Origin of the sequence: Acinetobacter sp. RG5 (assembly GCF_031844265.1) — a bacterium.
GTDB lineage: Bacteria > Pseudomonadota > Gammaproteobacteria > Pseudomonadales > Moraxellaceae > Acinetobacter.
The window spans coordinates 43,934-63,735 of sequence record NZ_JAUZUV010000009.1 but is presented as its reverse complement, the minus strand read 5'-3'; the positions used below and the strand labels follow the sequence as shown (position 1 = coordinate 63,735).

At 45.1% G+C, this 19,802-nt stretch carries 15 protein-coding genes and 2 pseudogenes; 10 read left to right on the top strand and 7 right to left on the bottom strand.

Annotation, left to right across the window (positions count from 1 at the left end; all coding sequences use genetic code 11):
* Window positions 1-2: 2 nt before the first annotated feature.
* Window positions 3-1,499 (top strand): NAD(P)/FAD-dependent oxidoreductase, encoded by a 1,497-nt coding sequence (locus Q9R21_RS09835; RefSeq protein ID WP_311204363.1) that lies wholly within the window; start codon window positions 3-5, stop codon window positions 1,497-1,499.
* Window positions 1,500-1,575: 76 nt separating this feature from the next.
* Window positions 1,576-3,258: an AMP-binding protein gene (locus Q9R21_RS09830; protein WP_311204362.1), complete on the top strand. Its 1,683-nt coding sequence runs from the start codon at window positions 1,576-1,578 to the stop codon at window positions 3,256-3,258.
* A gap of 70 nt (window positions 3,259-3,328) precedes the next feature.
* Here Q9R21_RS09830 and Q9R21_RS09825 read toward each other — a convergent pair whose 3' ends face one another.
* Complete coding sequence (locus Q9R21_RS09825) at window positions 3,329-4,552, bottom strand: CaiB/BaiF CoA-transferase family protein (protein ID WP_311204361.1); 1,224 nt, start codon at window positions 4,550-4,552, stop codon at window positions 3,329-3,331.
* A gap of 356 nt (window positions 4,553-4,908) precedes the next feature.
* Between Q9R21_RS09825 and Q9R21_RS09820 the strand changes: the two genes are divergently transcribed.
* Window positions 4,909-6,180, top strand: coding sequence for an MFS transporter (locus Q9R21_RS09820; protein WP_004730944.1), 1,272 nt, complete (start codon window positions 4,909-4,911; stop codon window positions 6,178-6,180).
* A gap of 74 nt (window positions 6,181-6,254) precedes the next feature.
* Here the strand turns inward: Q9R21_RS09820 and Q9R21_RS09815 are convergent.
* Window positions 6,255-6,416 (bottom strand): annotated as a pseudogene (locus Q9R21_RS09815) (MarR family transcriptional regulator); the annotation flags it as partial.
* Window positions 6,417-6,418: 2 nt separating this feature from the next.
* Here Q9R21_RS09815 and Q9R21_RS09810 point away from each other — a divergent pair.
* Window positions 6,419-7,270, top strand: a pseudogene (locus Q9R21_RS09810) (AMP-binding protein); the annotation flags it as partial.
* Window positions 7,271-7,380: 110 nt separating this feature from the next.
* On the opposite strand, the gene Q9R21_RS09805 reads toward Q9R21_RS09810, so the two are convergent.
* Both Q9R21_RS09805 and Q9R21_RS09800 read right to left on the bottom strand, forming a co-directional pair.
* Complete coding sequence (locus tag Q9R21_RS09805; protein WP_311204360.1) at window positions 7,381-8,058, bottom strand: type 1 glutamine amidotransferase domain-containing protein; 678 nt, start codon at window positions 8,056-8,058, stop codon at window positions 7,381-7,383.
* A 171-nt stretch (window positions 8,059-8,229) separates the two neighbouring features.
* Window positions 8,230-9,114, bottom strand: coding sequence for a LysR family transcriptional regulator (locus Q9R21_RS09800; protein WP_247143379.1), 885 nt, complete (start codon window positions 9,112-9,114; stop codon window positions 8,230-8,232).
* 177 nt (window positions 9,115-9,291) lie between these two features.
* Here Q9R21_RS09800 and Q9R21_RS09795 point away from each other — a divergent pair, with 177 nt between their 5' ends.
* From Q9R21_RS09795 to Q9R21_RS09770, 6 genes are all read left to right on the top strand, one after another.
* Complete coding sequence (locus Q9R21_RS09795) at window positions 9,292-10,821, top strand: CoA-acylating methylmalonate-semialdehyde dehydrogenase (RefSeq protein WP_005106965.1); 1,530 nt, start codon at window positions 9,292-9,294, stop codon at window positions 10,819-10,821.
* 11 nt (window positions 10,822-10,832) lie between these two features.
* The gene (gene mmsB / locus Q9R21_RS09790; protein WP_086044838.1) at window positions 10,833-11,723 is read left to right on the top strand and encodes a 3-hydroxyisobutyrate dehydrogenase; all 891 of its coding nucleotides are present in this window, start codon (window positions 10,833-10,835) and stop codon (window positions 11,721-11,723) included.
* Between the two features lie 86 nt (window positions 11,724-11,809).
* Window positions 11,810-13,459, top strand: a complete 1,650-nt coding sequence (locus Q9R21_RS09785) for an AMP-binding protein (protein WP_311204359.1) — start codon at window positions 11,810-11,812, stop codon at window positions 13,457-13,459.
* Between the two features lie 59 nt (window positions 13,460-13,518).
* Window positions 13,519-14,646, top strand: coding sequence for an acyl-CoA dehydrogenase family protein (locus Q9R21_RS09780; protein WP_253145652.1), 1,128 nt, complete (start codon window positions 13,519-13,521; stop codon window positions 14,644-14,646).
* A 22-nt stretch (window positions 14,647-14,668) separates the two neighbouring features.
* Entirely contained in the window at window positions 14,669-15,442 is a 774-nt protein-coding gene (locus Q9R21_RS09775; protein WP_311204358.1) for an enoyl-CoA hydratase, read from the top strand.
* 25 nt (window positions 15,443-15,467) lie between these two features.
* Window positions 15,468-16,529, top strand: a complete 1,062-nt coding sequence (locus tag Q9R21_RS09770) for an enoyl-CoA hydratase/isomerase family protein (protein ID WP_311204357.1) — start codon at window positions 15,468-15,470, stop codon at window positions 16,527-16,529.
* 82 nt (window positions 16,530-16,611) lie between these two features.
* Here the strand turns inward: Q9R21_RS09770 and Q9R21_RS09765 are convergent, their stop codons facing one another.
* The 3 genes from Q9R21_RS09765 to Q9R21_RS09755 all read right to left on the bottom strand — a co-directional run bounded on the left by Q9R21_RS09765 (window position 16,612) and on the right by Q9R21_RS09755 (window position 19,650).
* The gene (locus Q9R21_RS09765; RefSeq protein ID WP_311204356.1) at window positions 16,612-16,782 is read right to left on the bottom strand and encodes a hypothetical protein; all 171 of its coding nucleotides are present in this window, start codon (window positions 16,780-16,782) and stop codon (window positions 16,612-16,614) included.
* Window positions 16,783-16,954: 172 nt separating this feature from the next.
* Entirely contained in the window at window positions 16,955-17,824 is an 870-nt protein-coding gene (locus Q9R21_RS09760) for an SDR family oxidoreductase (protein WP_004280275.1), read from the bottom strand.
* A 371-nt stretch (window positions 17,825-18,195) separates the two neighbouring features.
* Window positions 18,196-19,650, bottom strand: a complete 1,455-nt coding sequence (locus Q9R21_RS09755) for an amino acid permease (protein WP_311204355.1) — start codon at window positions 19,648-19,650, stop codon at window positions 18,196-18,198.
* Between the last annotated feature and the right edge of the window lie 152 nt (window positions 19,651-19,802).

Here is a 19,802-nt window from a genome sequence, read left to right as displayed (position 1 = left end):
TAATGCAAGCTCAAGGACAGCGCAGCAAGATTTTAATCGTAGGCAGCGGTTTTGGTGGTTTAGGCATTGCAATCCGCCTTAAACAGCAGGGCATCCAGGATTTCAAAATCATTGAACGTGCAGCAGAAGTGGGCGGAACCTGGCGTGACAATACCTATCCCGGGGTCGCCTGTGATGTACCTTCCCATTTATATTCTTTCTCTTTTATTAAAAATCCGGACTGGTCTCGGGTCTTTCCACACGGAGCAGAAATTCAGCGTTATTTAATTCAATGCTGTGATCAGGAAAATATCCGGCCCCATATCGATTTTCATACTCAGCTCGAAAAAGCCAGCTGGAATGCACGAGAACGCATCTGGGAAATTCACACCTCTAAAGGTCTGTATCAGGCTGAGATTTTAATTACCGCAACCGGACATCTGGCTGATGAGCATCTCCCGCAAATTCCGGGGCTGGAAGAATTTGAAGGCCAGGTGATGCATTCCGCACGCTGGAATCATCAGATAAATTTGGAGAACCAGCATGTCGTTGTGGTGGGTTCTGGTGCTTCTGCCGTCCAGCTTGTGCCGGAAATTGCCAAAACGGCCAAAAGCCTGACCGTCTTGCAACGTAGTGCACCATATATTTTGCCCCGACCAGACCGACCTTATTCTGAGTCAGAAAAACAGCTTTTCCGCAAAGATCCGGACAGTATGTCAGCCTTAAGACATTCCTTGTTTTGGGGCAATGAATACAATTTTGCCCAGCGCCGTAATCTGAAAAGCCAGATTGAGCGGGTCAAGAAAAACTGCCTGCAATTCTTAAAACATCAGATTTCAGATCCTGAATTACAGCACAAACTCACGCCGAATTATGAACCTGGTTGTAAGCGCTTATTACTTTCTAATGATTATTATCCAACCTTTTTAAAACCGCATGTCACACTTGAAGACTCAGCATTGGCAGAAGTTACGAAAGACGGTGTATTAAGTCAGGCTGGAAATAGATTTTTTTCAGATATCATCGTATTTGCCACCGGATTTGAAGCAGCGCGTCCACCCTATGCCGCAAAGGTGGTAGGTAAACAGGGTTTAAGCCTGGAGCAGCAATGGTCCAGCGGTATGCAGGGTTATCAGTCAACGACCGTACATAACTTTCCAAACCTGTTCATTCTGAATGGGCCAAATACAGGCAGTGGGCATAATTCAGCGCTTTATTTTCTGGAAACCCAGTTTGATCTGGTACTGGATGCCTTGCAGTTTTTTGAGCAGGAACAGATTCAGGTCTTTGAAGCAGATCAAGAGGCTGAAAATAGCTATATGCAGGATCTACAGCAGCTTTCGCAAGGTAGTGTCTGGTTATCGGAAAGCTGTAAAAGCTGGTATCTGGACCCGGTCAGTCGCCAGCTGACTTTGGTCTGGCCGGATTATGCTCATTCATTTAGGGATAAAAATCAGCATTTTATTCGTAGCGGTTATCACTATCAGTATGTTGAATCGAGACAGCAGAAAGTGGTTTAAAAATATTTGATTAGAATCAAAATCTTATGGTTTAAATAATACAAAATAAATGTAAATCCAGGACAGGAGTATAGTCATGAGCAGTCAGCCATGGATGGAAGAATATAAAAAGTGGAATATCAATCCGGAGTTTACCCGGCCAGATCCTGAGAAAACCCTGAGCACGACAATTGCTGAGAATTTGGTGAAATTTCAGGATAAAACCGCATTTATCTATCTGGATCGCAAATTCAGCTATCAAGATGTCGATATGTCTAGTCAGAAACTGGCAAGCTATTTACAGAGTCTTGGGCTGACTGCTGGCAGCCGTATTGCGGTAATGTTACCGAATATTATTCAATATCCAATTGCTACTTTTGCCATTATTCGGGCCGGTTATGTACTGGTCAATGTCAATCCCATGTATACCCAGCGCGAGCTCTATCATCAGCTACAGGATTCAGGTGCAGAAGCCTTGATTATCCTGGGACAGACTTTGGAGCAATCAACAGCACTAGATGAATGTCCTGAACTCAAATATGTCATTTCGACGCATCAGCTGGATTTTATTCAAGAGCAGCCAAGTGCTATTTATAGTCAGGCAGCACAATATCCAGATAAACAGTTTTCTGACTTTAGACAGGCAATAAATCAGGTAAAGATTATTGATTTTGAACCGCCTGTACAGCATCAGGAAGATACGGTCATTCTGCAATACACGGGAGGAACCACAGGTGTTTCTAAAGGCGCAGAACTAAGCCATCGCAATATTTTATTTAATATCGCCCAGAACAGTACCGTATTTATCAGCCATTTTGCTGACCGCTATGCCGCTGAAAATGAATATGTATTCTGTGCTTTGCCGCTGTATCACATTTATGGATTTACTATCTGCCTGTTTAGTTATGGTCTGAGCCGAGGTTTCGCTAATGTCCTGATCCAAAATCCGAGAGATCTGGATGCTTTGGTGGATCAATACCAGAAACATCCACCCACTGTTTTCCCCGGGGTGAATACCATGTTTAATGCACTGGGACATCATCCACGTTTTCGTGAGCTGGATCATTCAAACCTGAAAACTACAACTGGCGGGGGAGCATCGATTTTAAAAAATACGGCAAATTTATGGTATGAGGTCACAGGCTGCCAGATTTATGAAGGCTACGGACTTTCTGAAACCTCACCAACTGCAACTTTTAACCCGCCTTTAAGCCGGCGATTTAGTGGCACGATTGGCTTGCCATTGGCAGGGACTGAAATTCTGATTCTGAATGATGAAGGAAAACCTGTAGAGCTTAATCAGGCTGGAGAAATAGCCATACGTGGTCCACAGGTAATGAAAGGATACTGGCAGCAACCCGAAGCAACAGCACAGGTATTTACCAAAGATGGATTCTTCCTGACAGGTGATATCGGTTGTATGGACGAACAAGGCTATATCACCATTCTGGACCGCAAAAAAGACATGATTCTGGTCTCCGGATTTAATGTTTATCCCAATGAGCTGGAAGGCGTGCTGTCCAAACATCCTAAAATACTGGAATGTGCAGTGATTGGTATTGATGATGAAAAGTCTGGACAGGTACCCAAGGCATTTATTGTGAAACAGGATGAAACTCTGACCCAAGATGAAGTCATGACTTATCTGAAGCAGCAACTGACCAGTTATAAATTGCCCAAATACATTGAGTTTGTGGCTGGATTACCAAAGTCTGCAGTAGGAAAAATTCTGCGTCGCGAGCTGCCTCGTACTGTTCAGCCGAGCGCCAAAGCCTGTTAAGGAATGATCTAGTCCATTAGATTTAAAATAAAAAAGGAATCGAAAGATTCCTTTTTTATTGCTTGCAGGCTTATCGCTGCTGGATGACTTTTTTGCTTTTCAGTTCTTCTATTTCAGCAGAACTTAAATATTGACTCAAAATGGCATCGGTATCTTCACCCAGACAAGGGGGTGCCTTTTTATATTCTACCGGTGTCTTGGAGAGTTTGATCGGTGAACCGATTGAGGTGTAATCTTCACGTAAAGTATGCGGCATCTGAATCACCATATCGCGTGCCAATACCTGTTCTTCTTGCAAAGTCTGTTTCAGGTCATTGATCATTCCTACCGGCACTTTAACCGCATGGATTAAATCCACCCAGGTTTTTGCCGGTCTAGTATAGAAATGAGCCTGTAGAACTGTGGTCAATTCTTCACGATGTGTAACACGTCCAGAATTTTTTAAGAAGCGAGGATCTTCTGCCACCTTAGCCAGACCAACGGCCTGACACAAAGCTTGAAATTGCAGATCGTTACCACAGGCAATAATAAATTCACCTTCCTGGGCTTTAAACACCTGATAGGGCACAATATTGGCATGCGCATTTCCGAAGCGACCGGGTACTTTGCCTGAGGTGAGATAATTCATGGCCAGAACAGAGAGGGAAGCAACTTGGGTATCTAACAGCGCCATATCAATATACTGACCTTCACTGGTTTTCTCACGGGACAACAAAGCCGCCTGAATGGCAATTGCGGCATATAAGCCGGTGGTCAAATCGGCAAAGGCCAGACCTGCTTTTTGCGGGCCACCACCGGGCAGATCGTCACGTTCGCCAGTGACACTCATCATGCCGCCCATTCCCTGAACGATAAAATCATAGCCCGGCTCTTGCGCACGCGGACCGTTCTGGCCAAAACCGGTAATAGAACAATATACCAGTCGCGGATTTAGCTGACTCAGACTTTCATAATCCAGCCCATATCGTTTCAACGAACCGGCTTTATAGTTTTCAATGACTACATCGCTTTGTTCAGCAAGCTTTTTGATAATACTTTGACCTTCAGGTGTAGATAAATCGATTGCAACCGAATGCTTGCCACGGTTGGCTGACAGGTAATAAGCCGATTCATGGGTATCTTGCTGCTGATTGTTTTTAAGCCAAGGTGGTCCCCAGATACGGGTATCATCCCCATGATCCGGTTTTTCAATCTTGATCACTTCTGCACCCAGATCAGCCAGAATCTGGCTACACCAGGGCCCAGCCAAAATCCGGCTTAAATCCAGTACACGAAATCCTGTTAAGGCACCCATTATTACGCTCCCTGTTCGATCATATTCAAATGACATATCGTTCTTATCCCTCTTTTTAAAGCTATATGAAAATGAAAGAACAATCAACTTTATGATAATAAATTTCGTATAACAAAATAAAACATCTAAAATGATGAATATTCATCTTATTTTCTTTAGCCTGATGCAAATATAAGTATGAACGAAGAACAAGAGGTCACTGATAAAAAGGAAAAAGCGATCTCCCAGACAGGATTAAAAAAGGAGTCAATCAAGTGAATTAAAAACGGATTAGCCTTAAAGCATATTCATTAGCGGAATAGCTTTAAATATAAAAGATCATGAAAACCTAAGGATAGGAAAACAGAGATTTAAATATGACGGATTTAGCGAGAGAATTAGAAAAGATTAAACCTACGACCAAACGAACGCAGCAAATTGCTTTTATTTTCGCCTTTCTGGCTTTACTGGTAGATGGCGCGGACATGTTGCTGTTGTCTTTCAGTTTAAATAGCCTGAAAGCAGAGTTTGGTCTCAGTAATCTTCAGGCCGGTACACTAGGCAGTTTTACCTTAGCAGGTATGGCGATTGGTGGCTTTATGGGTGGCTGGGCCTGTGACCGTCTGGGCCGTGTACGTACCGTAGTCATTTCGATTCTGGTATTTTCCATATTGACCGCAGCCTTAGGCTTTGCACAGAACTTTGAACAATTTGCTGTTTTACGCTTTCTTTCTGCCTTTGGCATAGGCTCTTTATATATTGCAGCCAATACGCTCATGGCTGAATATGTTCCAACTGAATATCGCACCACGGTTTTAGGTACCTTACAGGCAGGATGGACCGTCGGTTATATTGTGGCCACTGTACTGGCAGGCTGGATCATTCCAGAATATGGCTGGCGAACCCTGTTTTTTATTGCCATTATTCCCTCGGTTATGGCGATTTTTATCCAGAAACTGGTTCCTGAGCCAGAATCCTGGCAGCGTGCACGTTTGCAGCGTCTATATGCTCCAGCTGAAATCACAGCACAGCAACCCGCCAAAAAAAGCACAGTCAAAGAGATTTTCGCGGATCCTGCGAATCGCAGAATGTTTATTTTGTGGATCTTTACGGCCGGTTTTCTGCAATTTGGCTACTATGGCGTAAACAACTGGATGCCGGCATATCTGGAATCTGAATTGCACATGAATTTTAAATCCATGGCAGGCTATATGATTGGTACCTATGTAGCCATGATTTTCGGAAAAATTCTGGCGGGCTTTGCTGCAGACCGTCTGGGTAGACGCGCTGTCTTTTCGTTTGGAGCAATTGGAACGGCGATTTTCCTGCCCGTGATTGTGCTGTTCAACACCCCCGATAATATTGCCTATCTGCTGATTTTCTTCGGCTTTCTCTATGGTATTCCGTATGCGATTAATGCCACATATATGACTGAAAGCTTTGCGACGTCAATCCGCGGTACAGCAGTCGGTGGTGCCTATAATGCAGGGCGTATTGGGGCCATGTTTGCGCCTGCGATTATTGGCGCAGCAGCCAGTGGTGGTTCAATTGGCTTGGGCTTCCTGATTATGGGCGGTGCCTATTTCTTGTGTGGTGCAGTGTCCGGGATATTCATTAAAGACCGTCAATACGATCCACAAAAGGCATAATTTCAATTTATAAAAAAGAGCCTGAATTCAGGCTCTTTTTTATATTCTTCAATTAAAGCTATATTTCTATTTGTTTATTCCTGATCCGTTTCTTTATGCAGATGAATACTTTTTAAACCATCATTTACTTTATTGAGCAGATGAATTAGGGTAACCACATCATCAAAAGCCAGCTTATTTAAGGCCTGACCATAAAAATCAAAGAAATCAGCTTGCAAGTTGTCCCATGTTTCCAAGCTGGGATGTAGCCAAAGCAGTGGATCTAATTCATCAGCATCAGGTGAATTTCACCATGGCCTCGACCCCATTCCTGAATGACCTGTCCAATACCGTGGCGGAACAGCATGACAAGGTTGATTCACTAAAAATTTTCCTGTGTGCTGGTGCACCCATTCCGGGGCCATTGGTACAAAAAGCCCGGGAAATTCTGGGCGTTAAAGTCATATCCGCTTGGGGTATGACCGAATGTGGTGCAGTGACGCTGACCCGACCTGAAGATGAGGATGAACACTCTTTCAATACGGATGGCATCGCTTTACCTGGTGTTGAAATCAAGATCGTGAATAAAAAAGGTCAGACCAAAGCCGTGAATGAATCCGGGCGTTTGATGATCCGCACCTGTTCAAATTTTGGCGGTTATTTAAAACGTCCACATTTGAATGATACGGATGCCGAAGGCTGGTTTGATACTGGGGATATTGCCTATCAGGACGAGCATGGCTATATTCGGATTTGCGGACGTAAGAAGGATGTGATTATTCGTGGTGGAGAAAATATTCCGGTCGCGGAAATTGAATCACTACTTTATAAGCATCCGAATATCGCCACAGTAGCTTTAGTGGCTTATGCAGATGAGCGAATGGGCGAGCGTTCTTGTGCAATCATCAAGCTGAAAGATCAGACAAAGCCGTTAAGTTTTAATGAGCTGGTAGATTTCCTGAAAACTCATAATCTGGCTATGCAGTATCTTCCGGAACGCCTGGAAATCTGGGAGGATATTCCGATGACCCCATCGGGAAAAATCCAGAAGTTTAAACTCAGAGAATTACTGGCTCAGCATATTGCCTCAACGGCAGTTGAAGCGAACTAAATCTGGGAATAAATAGATAAATTAAACCCTGAATAATCTTGCATCATTCAGGGTTTTTCTTATTCAAAAAGAAGCGATCTAAAAGGTTAATACGAATTTTAGATTAACTTCTACTTTAATAATTTTAATAAAGCTTCAGCCGTTGCAGCAGAAGAGGCGGGGTTTTGTCCAGTAATGAGCAGACCATCTTGTTGCACGTATACCTGCCAGTCCTCAGTTTTGGAATATTTCCCACCTTTTTCTTTCAGCATGTCTTCCACTAAAAATGGCACAATATCGGTTAGGCCTACGCCGTTTTCTTCGGTATTAGTAAAACCGGTGACTGTCTTGCCCTCTACAATAGAATGGCCTTCGGCATCTTTCACATCACGCAGGACACCCGGAGCATGACAGACCAGCGCAACAGGTTTATCTGCCTGCAAGGTTTGCTCAATTAAAGAAATGGAATTCTGGTCTTTGGCCAGATCCCATAGTGGTCCATGACCACCTGGATAGAACACGGCATCAAAATCCTGATTGAGAACTTCACTCAGTTTATGTGTATTGGCAAGAGCCTGCATGGCCACCTCATCTGCTTCAAAGCGTTTGGTGGTTTCGGTTTGCGCATCCGGCTCATTACTTTTTGGATCTAATGGTGGCTGACCACCTGCAGGAGAAGCCAAAACTACCTCTGCGCCTGCATCGACAAAGGTGTAATAAGGCGCAGCTAGCTCTTCCAACCAGAAGCCAGTTTTTTTGCCAGTATCGCCCAGCTGGTCATGTGAAGTCAGTACCATCAAGATTTTCATATTATTTTCCTGTAGCTCATTAAAAAACATCGCGAATGATCGACTGTTAATTTAACAAGTCATGAGCGTCAGGAATGTTGTGATACGTTCATTTGCTGTATCGATACGTTGTTGTTTCAGTTGATTTAACTAAAGTACGTAGCCTTGCAAAGTGAACAGTGTGTTCAATATTCATCTGCCCATTAACAGGTCTTGCTGAAGATCGGCTTGTTTACGCAAGAAATCCCAGACCAGTTTAATTTTTGGTTCATGTTGCAGATCGACCAGCGTCAGCATCCAGAAAGTATGGGTAAAACTGACCTGATCGCCCAAAACCTCTTTGAGTTCGCTTTTATCATTGACCAGAAATTTCGGCAAAATGGCCAGTCCAGCACCTGCACGAACCGCAATTTCCTGCGCCAGAATACTATTACTGCGAAAACAGGCACTGACCTGCAAGGGAAGACGCTCCAGCGAATACAGTGCAGTGCTATAGACGAGATCATCAATATAATCGACAAAACGGTGCTGTTTGAGGTCTTCCAGTTTTTTAATTTCCGGATTTTGCTGTAAATAATGCTGGCTGCCATACAGTTTCAGGCAGTAGTTAGACAAACGAGTAATGATATAGGGGCCAGATTTGGGCCGGTCAATCGCGATCACAATATCGGCTTCTCGATGTGAAAGTTTGATCGCTTTCGGTACCGGAATCAGGTCAATGGTCAGCAAAGGATAATGCTGGGAAAATTCTGCCAAAAGACGGGCTAAAAATGCCGTACCAAAACCTTCTGGCGCACCAATCCGGACCCGACCTTGCAAAGGGTCGTGGCGCTTGTCAATCTGGATAAAGGACTGCTCCATCTGTTCCACACGCGGTACCAGTGCCAGACCTTCCGAGGTCAGTTCATAACCGGTGGCTTCGCGCTTAAACAGTTGAGTACCGAGGGTATTTTCCAGGGCCTGAATCCGCCGTGCCACGGTACTGTGTTCAACCCCAATCAAGCGTGCTGCATTGGTAAGCGTTTTAGCACGTGCCAAAACTAAAAAGAAACGTAAATGATCCCAATCCACTTTCATCTTCTATTTAACATCCTGTTAAATCCCTGTGCAAATTTGCACAATCATCGTGCATCATTTTCTATTGGTGGTCAAAGTGTTCTTTGTTAGTCTGCTGAAACAGCGTAAAAATTATACGTTAAATAAAAGCCAGTAAAGGCAGATACAACGACAATAACAAACCAGCACGGAGCGACCATGAACGCCATTTCTCATCCACAGCAAAGTACCGGATTCACCACCGCAAAACTTCTCATTAATGGTGAATTTGTCGAATCAAAAACCAGCCATTGGCAAGATATTGTTAATCCTGCCACTCAGGAAGTCTTGGGGCAGGTGCCATTTGCTACTACAGAAGAAGTCAATGCTGCGATTGCGGCTGCGCAAAATGCCTTTACTAGCTGGCGCCAAACCCCGATCCAGGCACGCATGCGCATCATGCTGAAGCTGCAGGATCTGATTCGTACGAATTTAAAAAGTATTGCCCAGGTCTTAACAGCAGAACAGGGGAAAACTCTGGCCGATGCCGAAGGTGATATTCAGCGCGGTCTGGAAGTGGTGGAGCATGCCTGTTCGATCGGTTCACTACAAATGGGTGAGTATATTGAAGGTGTGGCACGCGGTGTCGATACCTATACCTTGCAGCAACCATTGGGTGTCTGTGCAGGAATTACCCCGTTTAACTTTCCGGCGATGATTCCACTGTGGATGTTCCCGATGGCGATTGTCTGCGGCAATACCTTTGTATTAAAACCCTCAGAACAGGATCCGCTATCGACCATGATGCTGGTTGAGTTAGCGATTCAAGCCGGTGTACCGGCTGGCGTACTGAATGTAGTACATGGCGGCAAAGAAGTGGTCGATTTACTGTGTACCCATCGCGACATTAAAGCGATTTCTTTTGTTGGTTCAACCGCGGTCGGTACGCATGTCTATAACCTGGCAGGCCAGCACGGCAAGCGTGTGCAGTCTATGATGGGCGCTAAAAACCATGTCGTGGTAATGCCAGATGCGAATAAAGAACAGACCTTAAATGCGTTGGTCGGTGCAGCTTTTGGTGCAGCAGGTCAGCGTTGTATGGCACTTTCGGTGGCGGTGATGGTCGGTGAGACCAAGCACTGGGTCGATGAACTGGTCAATAAAACCAAAACCTTAAAGGTGAATGCCGGACATGAACCGAATACCGATGTGGGACCGGTGATTTCAACCCGTGCCAAAGCACGTGTGATCGATTTAATTAACAGTGGCGTTGAACAAGGCGCTGAACTGCTGCTGGATGGTCGTGATGTACAGGTTCCAGGCTATGAAAAAGGCAATTTTGTCGGGCCAACGATTTTTAATCAGGTTACGACCGATATGCGCATTTATAAAGAAGAAGTGTTTGGCCCGGTACTGGCGATCATGCATGTCGATACTTTAGAGCAGGCCATTGAGCTGATTAATGCCAATCCCTTTGGTAATGGCGTGGGACTGTTCACCCAGAATGGCAATACGGCACGTACCTTCCAGAACCAGATTGATATCGGTCAGGTGGGCATCAACATTCCAATTCCTGTCCCTGTGCCTTTCTTCAGTTTTACCGGTTCACGCGGTTCAAAACTGGGTGATCTAGGTCCTTATGGCAAACAGGCGGTGCAGTTCTATACCCAGACCAAAACCATTACCAGCCGCTGGTTTGAAGATGACCAGGAAACCACAGGTGTTAATACCACGATCAGTCTGCGTTAAGGAGCATCAGCATGAAGATTGCATTTATTGGTTTAGGCAATATGGGCGGCTCCATGGCGCAAAACTTGCTCAAGTCCGGTCATCAGGTTTTTGGTTATGATTTAAGTGCAGTGGCTTTACAGCATTTTGCAGAAGGGGGCGGTATCGTCTGCGACAGTCCACAAGCTGTCGCGAAGCAGGCGGAGATCGTGGTCAGCATGTTGCCCGCCGCCAAGCATGTGCGTGAAGTCTATTTAGGTGAACACGGTATTCTGGAGGTGCTTCAAGCGGGCAGCTTATGTATCGACAGCAGCACCATTGACCCGCAAACCATTCAGGAGGTTGCCGCAGCAGCGCAGGCCAAGCAGATTCGCGTCTGTGATGCACCGGTATCCGGCGGTACTTTAGGTGCCAAAGATGGCACTTTAACCTTTATGGTCGGTGCAGATGATGCCACCTTTGAGGCGGTCAAACCAGTTCTCGGCTGTATGGGTAAAAATCTGGTGCATTGTGGTGCGGTGGGAACAGGACAGGTAGCAAAAATCTGTAATAACCTGATTCTGGGCATTTCCATGACTGCGGTAGCAGAAGGGATGGCACTCGGAGCCAAACTGGGTATTGATCCGCAGGCGCTGGCTGGGGTAATCAACAGCTCCACTGGACGTTGCTGGAGTTCTGAAATTTATAATCCATGGCCCGATATTTGTGCCAATGCACCGTCATCGCGGGGTTATACCGACGGTTTTGCCGCACAATTGATGCTCAAAGATTTAGGTTTGGCGGTCGATGCAGCGCAACAGGTGGATCAGCCGGTTGTACTCGGCAGCATGGTACAAAAACTCTATCAACAGCTCTGTCAGGAAGGAGATGCCCATCTGGACTTCTCCAGCATCATGCATCAATACACCACGCCAAATGCTTAAAACTTAAAAGATTCAGATGGAGCAAGGATTCGCTTCAATAATTACACCTTGTCAGTAATAACGATAAATTCAGGCTGAGGTTTAACATGTTAGATTATCAAACAACGGTTCAAGACTTTGATTTAAATACGGTTGCAAGCCAGTATCTCTCCGGTTCCATGCAGGCAGTAAATGCCTGTTATGAATGCTGTGACCGTCATGCCGATTCCGATGCCATTGCCTTATACTGGCATGGTAAAGATGGCAGAAAAGAACAATATAGTTTTGCCGAACTCAAAAAATATTCCAGCCAGTTTGCCAACTTTTTAAAGTCTCAAGGCATTGGTAAAGGCGACCGCGTTTCCGGATTATTACCACGTACTCCCGAGTTGATCATTACTATTTTGGCAACCTGGCGGATTGGTGCTGTCTATCAACCCTTATTTACGGCCTTTGGTCCCAAAGCCATCGAGCATCGTATTCAGCTGGCGCAAAGCAAGCTGGTGGTGACTGATCTGGCGAATCGGGACAAATTATCCGAGATCAGCAACTGTCCACCGATTGTGACGGTACATGCCGAAACTGAGGAAGAGCGCTATCCGCACGACCTCAGCTTCTGGACGGTATTAAACCGTCAGGCTGAAGCTTGTGAGCTGGAAATCCTGAATGTCGATGATCCATTTTTATTGATGTTTACCTCCGGTACTACTGGACCAGCGAAACCTCTTAAAGTCCCTTTAAAAGCGCTGATTGCTTTTGCAAGCTATATGCAAAATGCGATTGGTCTAACTCCTGAAGATGCTTTCTGGAATATTGCGGATCCCGGCTGGGCCTACGGTTTGTACTACGGTATTACCGGTCCCTTAATGCTTGGACACTCGACCCTGTTTTATGAAGGCACTTTCAGTGCGGAAAGTGTCTGCGAAATTGTCAAGGAATATGGCATTACCAATCTGGCTGGTGCACCGACTGCTTATCGCATGATGATGGCGGCCGATCCTGCTCAAATGGCAAAACTACGCGGTAAGTTACGTGTTGTCAGCAGTGCGGGAGAACCGTTAAATCCGGAAGTGATCCGCTGGTTTAAAGAGGTGCTAGATGTGCCGATTTATGACCATTATGGCCAGACCGAAGTCGGGATGGTGGTGTGTAATCATCATGCTTTGGAACATCCGGTCCGTTCAGGTTCGGCAGGCTTTGCCAGCCCGGGTTACCGAATTGCCGTTGTCGATGAACAGGGGCATGAATTAGCAGCTGACGTCCCGGGAATCTTAGCGGTTGATATCAGCCAATCTCCGATGATGTGGTTCTCTGGCTATGAAGAAAGCCGTAAATCTCCCTTTGTCGGCCACTACTATTTAACCGGAGATACCGCGGAAATTCATGCCGATGGCAGTATGAGTTTTGTGGGACGTAGTGATGATGTCATTACTACCTCGGGCTATCGGGTGGGGCCGTTTGATGTGGAAAGTGCCTTGCTGGAACACGATGCCGTGATTGAAGCGGCGGTGATTGGCGTACCGGATCCCGAGCGGACCGAAATCATTAAAGCCTTTGTGATTCTGGCTGGTCATTCTCCTGCAACTGCCGAGCTGCAGGAAGAGCTGGGTCAATTTGTGAAAAAGCGTTTATCTGCGCATGCCTATCCGCGTCTGATTGAATTTGTGACCGAATTGCCGAAAACCCCAAGCGGTAAAATTCAACGCTTTTTACTGCGCAATCAGGAAATCAACAAGCAGCAATCCAAAACTGCATAAGCTCATAAAGCCAACAGATTGAATAAGAAGATTAAATAAAGAGATTGAAGGAAGCATCGATGCAATTAACGGAAGAACAACACCTGATTCAGGATATGGCCAAAAGCTTCGCCCAGGAACAGATTAAACCCTTTGCCAGCGAGTGGGATCAAAAAGGCATCTTTCCCAAAGATGCCTTGGCCCAAATGGGAGAGCTGGGTTTTTTAGGCATGCTGATTCCGGAAGAATGGGGCGGCTCGGGCACAGGTACGCTGGCTTATGTTCTGGCCTTGGAAGAAGTCGCTGCGGCCGATGGTGCAACATCCGCGATTATGAGCGTACATAACTCGGTGGGTTGTGTGCCGATTTTCAAGTTCGGCACGGAACAGCAAAAGCAGCAATTTCTAAAGCCTTTGGCCCAAGGTGAAATGATTGGTGCCTTTGCCTTAACCGAACCACATACCGGATCGGATGCTGCCGCGATTAAAACCCGGGCGGTCAAGGATGGCGATCATTACATTCTGAATGGCGCCAAACAGTTTATTACCTCAGGGCACAATGCCGGGATGATTATTGTGTTTGCAGTGACTGATCCAGGCGCGGGCAAAAAAGGCATGAGTGCATTTTTAGTGCCGCGCGACACACCTGGCTATGAAGTGATTCGGGTGGAAGAAAAACTCGGCCTGCATGCTTCGGATACCTGTCAGATTGCCTTAACCGATGTCCGCATTCATGAAAGTTTAAGACTCGGTGCCGAAGGCGAAGGTTTAAAAATTGCCTTGGCCAATCTGGAAGGCGGGCGGATCGGTATTGCAGCACAAGCCGTTGGTTTGGCGCGTGCCGCTTTAGAAGAAGCAACGGCCTATGCGCATGATCGCGTGGCTTTTGGCAAACCGATTTTTGAACAGCAGGCGATTTCGTTCAGGCTGGCCAGTATGGCGACTGAAATTGAAGCAGCACGCCAACTGGTTCATTTTGCTGCACGTAAAAAGGAAGCTGGCGAAAGCTGTTTGACTGAAGCCTCCATGGCCAAACTATTTGCTTCGGAAATGGCCGAACGCGTGTGTTCCAAGGCGCTACAAATTTTTGGTGGCTATGGCTATCTGAAAGATTTTCCGATTGAACGCATCTATCGGGATGCGCGGATTTGTCAGATCTATGAAGGCACCAGCGATATTCAGCGTCTGGTGATTGCACGCAGTTTATAAGGAATTAAAAAGGATTTTTATCATGCAATGGCAAACCATTTTACTCGAACAATGTAACGGTGTTGGACTGATTACCTTAAACCGTCCTCAGGCGTTAAATGCACTGAATAACCAGCTGATTGTCGAGGTCAATCAGGCTCTTGATCAGCTGGAAAAAGACCCCGAAATTGGTTGTATCGTGATTACCGGTTCGGAAAAAGCTTTTGCTGCTGGTGCCGATATTAAAGAAATGGCAGATCTGAATTTTCCGCAAATTTATCTGGACGATTTTTTTAGTCTGGCCGACCGGATTGCGCAGCGCCGTAAACCTTTAATTGCCGCAGTGAGCGGCTATGCCTTGGGTGGTGGTTGCGAGCTGGCATTGATGTGCGACTTTATTTACTGCGCTGATAATGCAAAATTTGGTTTGCCTGAAGTTACCTTAGGCGTGTTGCCCGGCATTGGCGGGACCCAGCGTTTAACCTTGGCGATTGGTAAGGCCAAAGCCATGGAAATGTGCCTGACTGCACGGCAGATGGGGGCGCAGGAAGCGGAACAAAGTGGTTTGGTCGCTCGGGTTTTTGCCAAGGAAGAATTGCTGGAACAAACCCTGCAAGCTGCCGAGAAAATTGCTGAAAAGTCGCTTACTGCCGTGATGATGATTAAAGAATCAATTAATCGGGCCTTTGAAGTGAGCCTGGCTGAAGGCCTGCGCTTTGAACGCCGGGTATTCCATTCCATTTTTGCAGGTTCCGATCAAAAGGAAGGCATGCAGGCCTTTGTGGAAAAACGCCCAGCCAAATTTACCCATCAATAAGAAATTCATAATAGGAACAAAAAGAATGAGTGATGAAAATAATTTAGCGATTCGGGTCGCAGGGGGGCTGGGCATTATCAGCCTGGACCGCACCAGCCATTTAAATGCCTTAACCCTGGCGATGATTCAGGGCATTCAGGCGCAACTCGATCAGTGGCTGCATGAACCACAGGTACAAGCGGTTCTGATCAATTCCAACAGTCCCAAGGCGTTCTGTGCCGGAGGAGATATCCGCTATCTGTATGACAGCTATCAGGCCGGCAATACCCAATATCAGGATTTTTTTGCCACTGAATATAAGATGCTGAGCACCTTGCGTAATTTTCCAAAGGCCGTGATCGTGATGATGGATGGCTATGTACTGGGCGGAGGCTTTGGATTGGCTCAAGCCTGTCATATCAAAGTTACGAGTGAAAAATCACGTTTTGCCATGCCAGAAACTGCGATTGGTTTTTTCCCCGATGTCGGTGCTACCCATTTTCTGTCCCGACTGGATGACGTCGGTGTCTATATGGCATTGACTGGTGAGCAAATCAGTAGCAGTGATGCGCTGTATCTGGATCTGGTGGATTATCATGTGCCGAGTGAGCGTTTTGCTGAATTAGAAGCAGCATTGATTGCAGCACCGGTATTAAACCCGATTGAGATTCAAAAGATCATTAGTTCCTATATTACGCATCCGGTAGAAAGCGAGCTGCAAAAACGTGCAGATCTGATTAATCAGCATTTTGGCTATCAACACCTGGAGGAGATTGAACAGAGCCTTGCTCATGCAAGTAGTGCAACTAATCAGGAATGGGCCAATAAAATGCTGACCATTTTGCAGCAGCGTCCGGTGATGGCAAAACAGACCAGCCTGAAGTTACAGCAAGCCGGACAGAATTTGTCGCTGGAAAAATGTATGCAGCTAGAACGGGACTTGCAGGATGTCTGGTTAGAGCAGGGCGATTTTATTGAAGGGGTTCGTGCGCTGATTATTGATAAGGACAAAAATCCACAATGGCGAACTGAGAATGCAAAATTTGAAAAGACCTTGCAAAAGATCTGGCCAGCATGGACTCAGCAGCGTATCGAAAATATTACTTAAAGCTGATGGTAAAAGACCCTCTATAATTTAATTATAGAGGGTCTTTGTATCTGTCCCATACTTTCATCGACATGAATTCTATTTAGGGGGACGTTTTCTTTTTCTTGCCGCCACCGTCTTGTTTATTGACCGTCGACCAAGCGATACGTTCGGCTTCTTCTTCAGAAAGCCCACGCGCTTTTTCGCTTTCTTCAATATGTTTGGCCTGCCGTTTCTGCTTATCGGTATAAGCTGATTTGTCACCTCTAGGCATCTTAATATCCTCATCAGGTTTGGCTGAAATTACTATAACAAGAGCTTATTTTTACAAGGGTAAGTATTTGTTGGAATCATTTTATAAAAACCTAATTTTTTAAAATATGAAAATCTAAAGATTAAATAGATGAAGATAACGGTCAGCTAGAACCGCTATCTTCTGTGCCAAATTAGCCGTTAATAATACTGCCGCCATTCACATGAATCACCTGACCTGAAATATAGCTGGCTTCTTCACTGGCCAGGAATAAATACGCCGGTGCTACTTCACTCGGCTGGCCCATACGACCCATTGGGGTGCTTTTACCAAAATCTTTGAGCTGTTCTTCATCAAAGCTGCTCGGAATCAATGGTGTCCAGATGGGACCTGGCGCGACCCCATTGACACGAATGCCGGTTTTATTTTTCAATAAATTGGTGGAAAGGCTTCGGGTAAATGTGGTGATGGCACCTTTCGTACTCGCATAGTCAATCAGCTGGTCATGACCATGATAACTGGTAATACTCGTCGTATTGATAATGCTATCACCTTCTTGCATATGCGGAATCACCGCCTGAGTCAGGTGGAACATCGATAGAATATTCACATTAAATGTTTTAAGTAATTGCTCGGGCGAGATATCGGTAATACTTTCTTGCGGGTATTGAACCCCGGCATTATTGACCAGAATATTAATCGTTTTAAATTCCTGAAGGGTCTTTTCCACCATTTTCTTGATTTCATCTTGATCTTGTAAATCACATTGAATCAGCAGACAACGGCGGCCTTCATCTTCCACCATTTTTTTGGTGTCCCGTGCATCCTGATCTTCATCCAAATAGCAAATGGCAATATCGGCACCTTCGCGAGCAAATAAGACCGATACAGAACGGCCAATTCCGCTATCACCACCAGTAATCAAGGCAACTTTGCCTTTTAATTTTTCACTGCCTTTATAATGCGGTTTAATAATTTCCGGTGCAGGGTCCATTTTGGTTTGCACACCCGGTTGATGGTCTTGTGTTTCAGTTGAAGCTGGGGTTTCAGGATAATGATTCATATCTTTTCCAATTCCAATGATTGTGGCCATATAAGAAAAAATATATTAGAAGCTTTTAGGCAAAATGAGGCTGGACTCAACATTTCATAACAGAATGTATTCGAGATTTATCAATTATTCGTTGAAACGGATCAGGTTGAGCAACCAGAACAGAAAAAGCTGATGAAACAGCTTCTGGCTACACTTTGATAGCTGAGGTGGTCTTGAAAGGTGAAATTTGATTAGGAAAGGTGAGGTATCAACGGAGATTTAAAATCTAGACATACATAGGCCTTTTTTACTGGGCTTGTATATAAAATAAATGGAGAGTTTTTTAACTCTCCATTTATTTATTCATTCTGATGTGTTTAAAAAATTTCTATAGAAATAAATTAAAGATTATCACTTAAATTAATTCTGGCCTGTGCTGCCTTTTCCTTTTTGGCTGAGGCTTTACCCCAGTTAAACTTTTGTGCACAGATGCCTAAGCCCACAATAAATAATGCAAGCACACTGGTATAAACCACTTCTTTAAAATAGGTTCCTTCAATAATCATGGTAATTAAAGCGCCGACAATAAAGATAATGACCAGATAAGTGAGCCATGGGAATAACCACATCTTGAATGGAATATTTTGTCCTTCAGCTTCCAGTTTTTTACGTAACTTAAGCTGAGAAATGGCAATAGCAAGATAGACATATAAAGATACGGTACCCGTCGCTAACATCAAGACATCATAAATATTCATACTTTCGGTGGCAGTCAGATAAATCGCCACGAAAGAAAACAGGCTTGAAAAGATGACACCTACCCATGGGCTGTTATTGCGGTTGGTTAAACCGAAACTCTTTGGTGCATCTCCACGTTTCGAGAGGGAATAGACCATGCGTGAACAGGTATAAAGTGCGGAGTTAAAGCAGCTACATACCGAGGTGAGCACGACAAAATTAACAATATGGCGCGCTTCCGGAATACCGAGTGCGGTAAGGGCCACACTATACGTACCCCAGGTCGGATCTTTCAATAAAGGATTATTGTGTGGAATCAGGCAAACCGTAATCAACATTGAACCGACATAGAATAAAATGATACGCCATACAATTGAATTAGCGGCCTTACGAATTTCCTTGGCTGGATCTTTGGTTTCAGCTGCTGCTACGGTGACAATCTCTGCTCCCATATAAGCAAACATTACACCCAGTAAGGCAGTGATCACCGATGAAAAGCCATTGGGCATAAAGCCTTGAGCGGTTAGATGAGTTGTACCACCGAGCATAGAGGCATCGCCCCAAGGCCACAGGTGCATCACAGCCAAGCTGCCAAATACCAGGAACAGTACAATGGCAATGACTTTGATCAGGGCAAACCAGAACTCGAATTCACCAAAATTTTTTACGTCACGGAGGTTAATCCAGACCAGTGCTACAGTGACCAGAAGCATATAGCCCCAGATCGGGATAAATGGAAACCAGCTATTTAGGATTTTCCCGGCGACAAAGGCTTCCCAGCCCATGAGCAACGTCCAGAAAGACCAGTATAACCAGCCGATAGAAAATCCGGCCCAGCGCCCGATTCCACGATCTGCATAGGTTGAAAATGAACCGCTGTCGGGATTCAGTACTGCCATTTCTCCCAACATACGCATGATGAGTAAAACTAATAGTCCACCTAGAGTATAGGCAATGAGTGCAGCCGGCCCTGCAGAATAGATAACATTACCGGAGCCGACAAAGAGTGCTCCACCAATGACACCGGCAATTGAAATCATGGTGAGATGGCGTGATTTAAGTCCGTTTTTTAAGCCGTTTGATGATTCGGAACTGGAGAAATGTTGATGTTCTGCCATATAATTTCCCTTAATATCAATAGCGTAGCGGCAATAAAATTCCTTATTTGGCTTACGCTATCTTATCCTTTGAAACTGTAACCGAATTCATCAGTGCTTGACCAATATTAAGTTAATCTTAATAAAATAAATCCTTGTAGCCCTATAGACAG

Coding starts and splice junctions, on each gene's coding strand:
- Q9R21_RS09835 (WP_311204363.1), top strand. CDS start 3: ATGCAAGCTCAAGGACAGCGCAGCAAGATTTTAATCGTAGGCAGCGGT.
- Q9R21_RS09830 (WP_311204362.1), top strand. CDS start 1,576: ATGAGCAGTCAGCCATGGATGGAAGAATATAAAAAGTGGAATATCAAT.
- Q9R21_RS09825 (WP_311204361.1), bottom strand. CDS start 4,552: ATGGGTGCCTTAACAGGATTTCGTGTACTGGATTTAAGCCGGATTTTG.
- Q9R21_RS09820 (WP_004730944.1), top strand. CDS start 4,909: ATGACGGATTTAGCGAGAGAATTAGAAAAGATTAAACCTACGACCAAA.
- Q9R21_RS09805 (WP_311204360.1), bottom strand. CDS start 8,058: ATGAAAATCTTGATGGTACTGACTTCACATGACCAGCTGGGCGATACT.
- Q9R21_RS09800 (WP_247143379.1), bottom strand. CDS start 9,114: ATGAAAGTGGATTGGGATCATTTACGTTTCTTTTTAGTTTTGGCACGT.
- Q9R21_RS09795 (WP_005106965.1), top strand. CDS start 9,292: ATGAACGCCATTTCTCATCCACAGCAAAGTACCGGATTCACCACCGCA.
- mmsB (WP_086044838.1), top strand. CDS start 10,833: ATGAAGATTGCATTTATTGGTTTAGGCAATATGGGCGGCTCCATGGCG.
- Q9R21_RS09785 (WP_311204359.1), top strand. CDS start 11,810: ATGTTAGATTATCAAACAACGGTTCAAGACTTTGATTTAAATACGGTT.
- Q9R21_RS09780 (WP_253145652.1), top strand. CDS start 13,519: ATGCAATTAACGGAAGAACAACACCTGATTCAGGATATGGCCAAAAGC.
- Q9R21_RS09775 (WP_311204358.1), top strand. CDS start 14,669: ATGCAATGGCAAACCATTTTACTCGAACAATGTAACGGTGTTGGACTG.
- Q9R21_RS09770 (WP_311204357.1), top strand. CDS start 15,468: ATGAGTGATGAAAATAATTTAGCGATTCGGGTCGCAGGGGGGCTGGGC.
- Q9R21_RS09765 (WP_311204356.1), bottom strand. CDS start 16,782: ATGCCTAGAGGTGACAAATCAGCTTATACCGATAAGCAGAAACGGCAG.
- Q9R21_RS09760 (WP_004280275.1), bottom strand. CDS start 17,824: ATGAATCATTATCCTGAAACCCCAGCTTCAACTGAAACACAAGACCAT.
- Q9R21_RS09755 (WP_311204355.1), bottom strand. CDS start 19,650: ATGGCAGAACATCAACATTTCTCCAGTTCCGAATCATCAAACGGCTTA.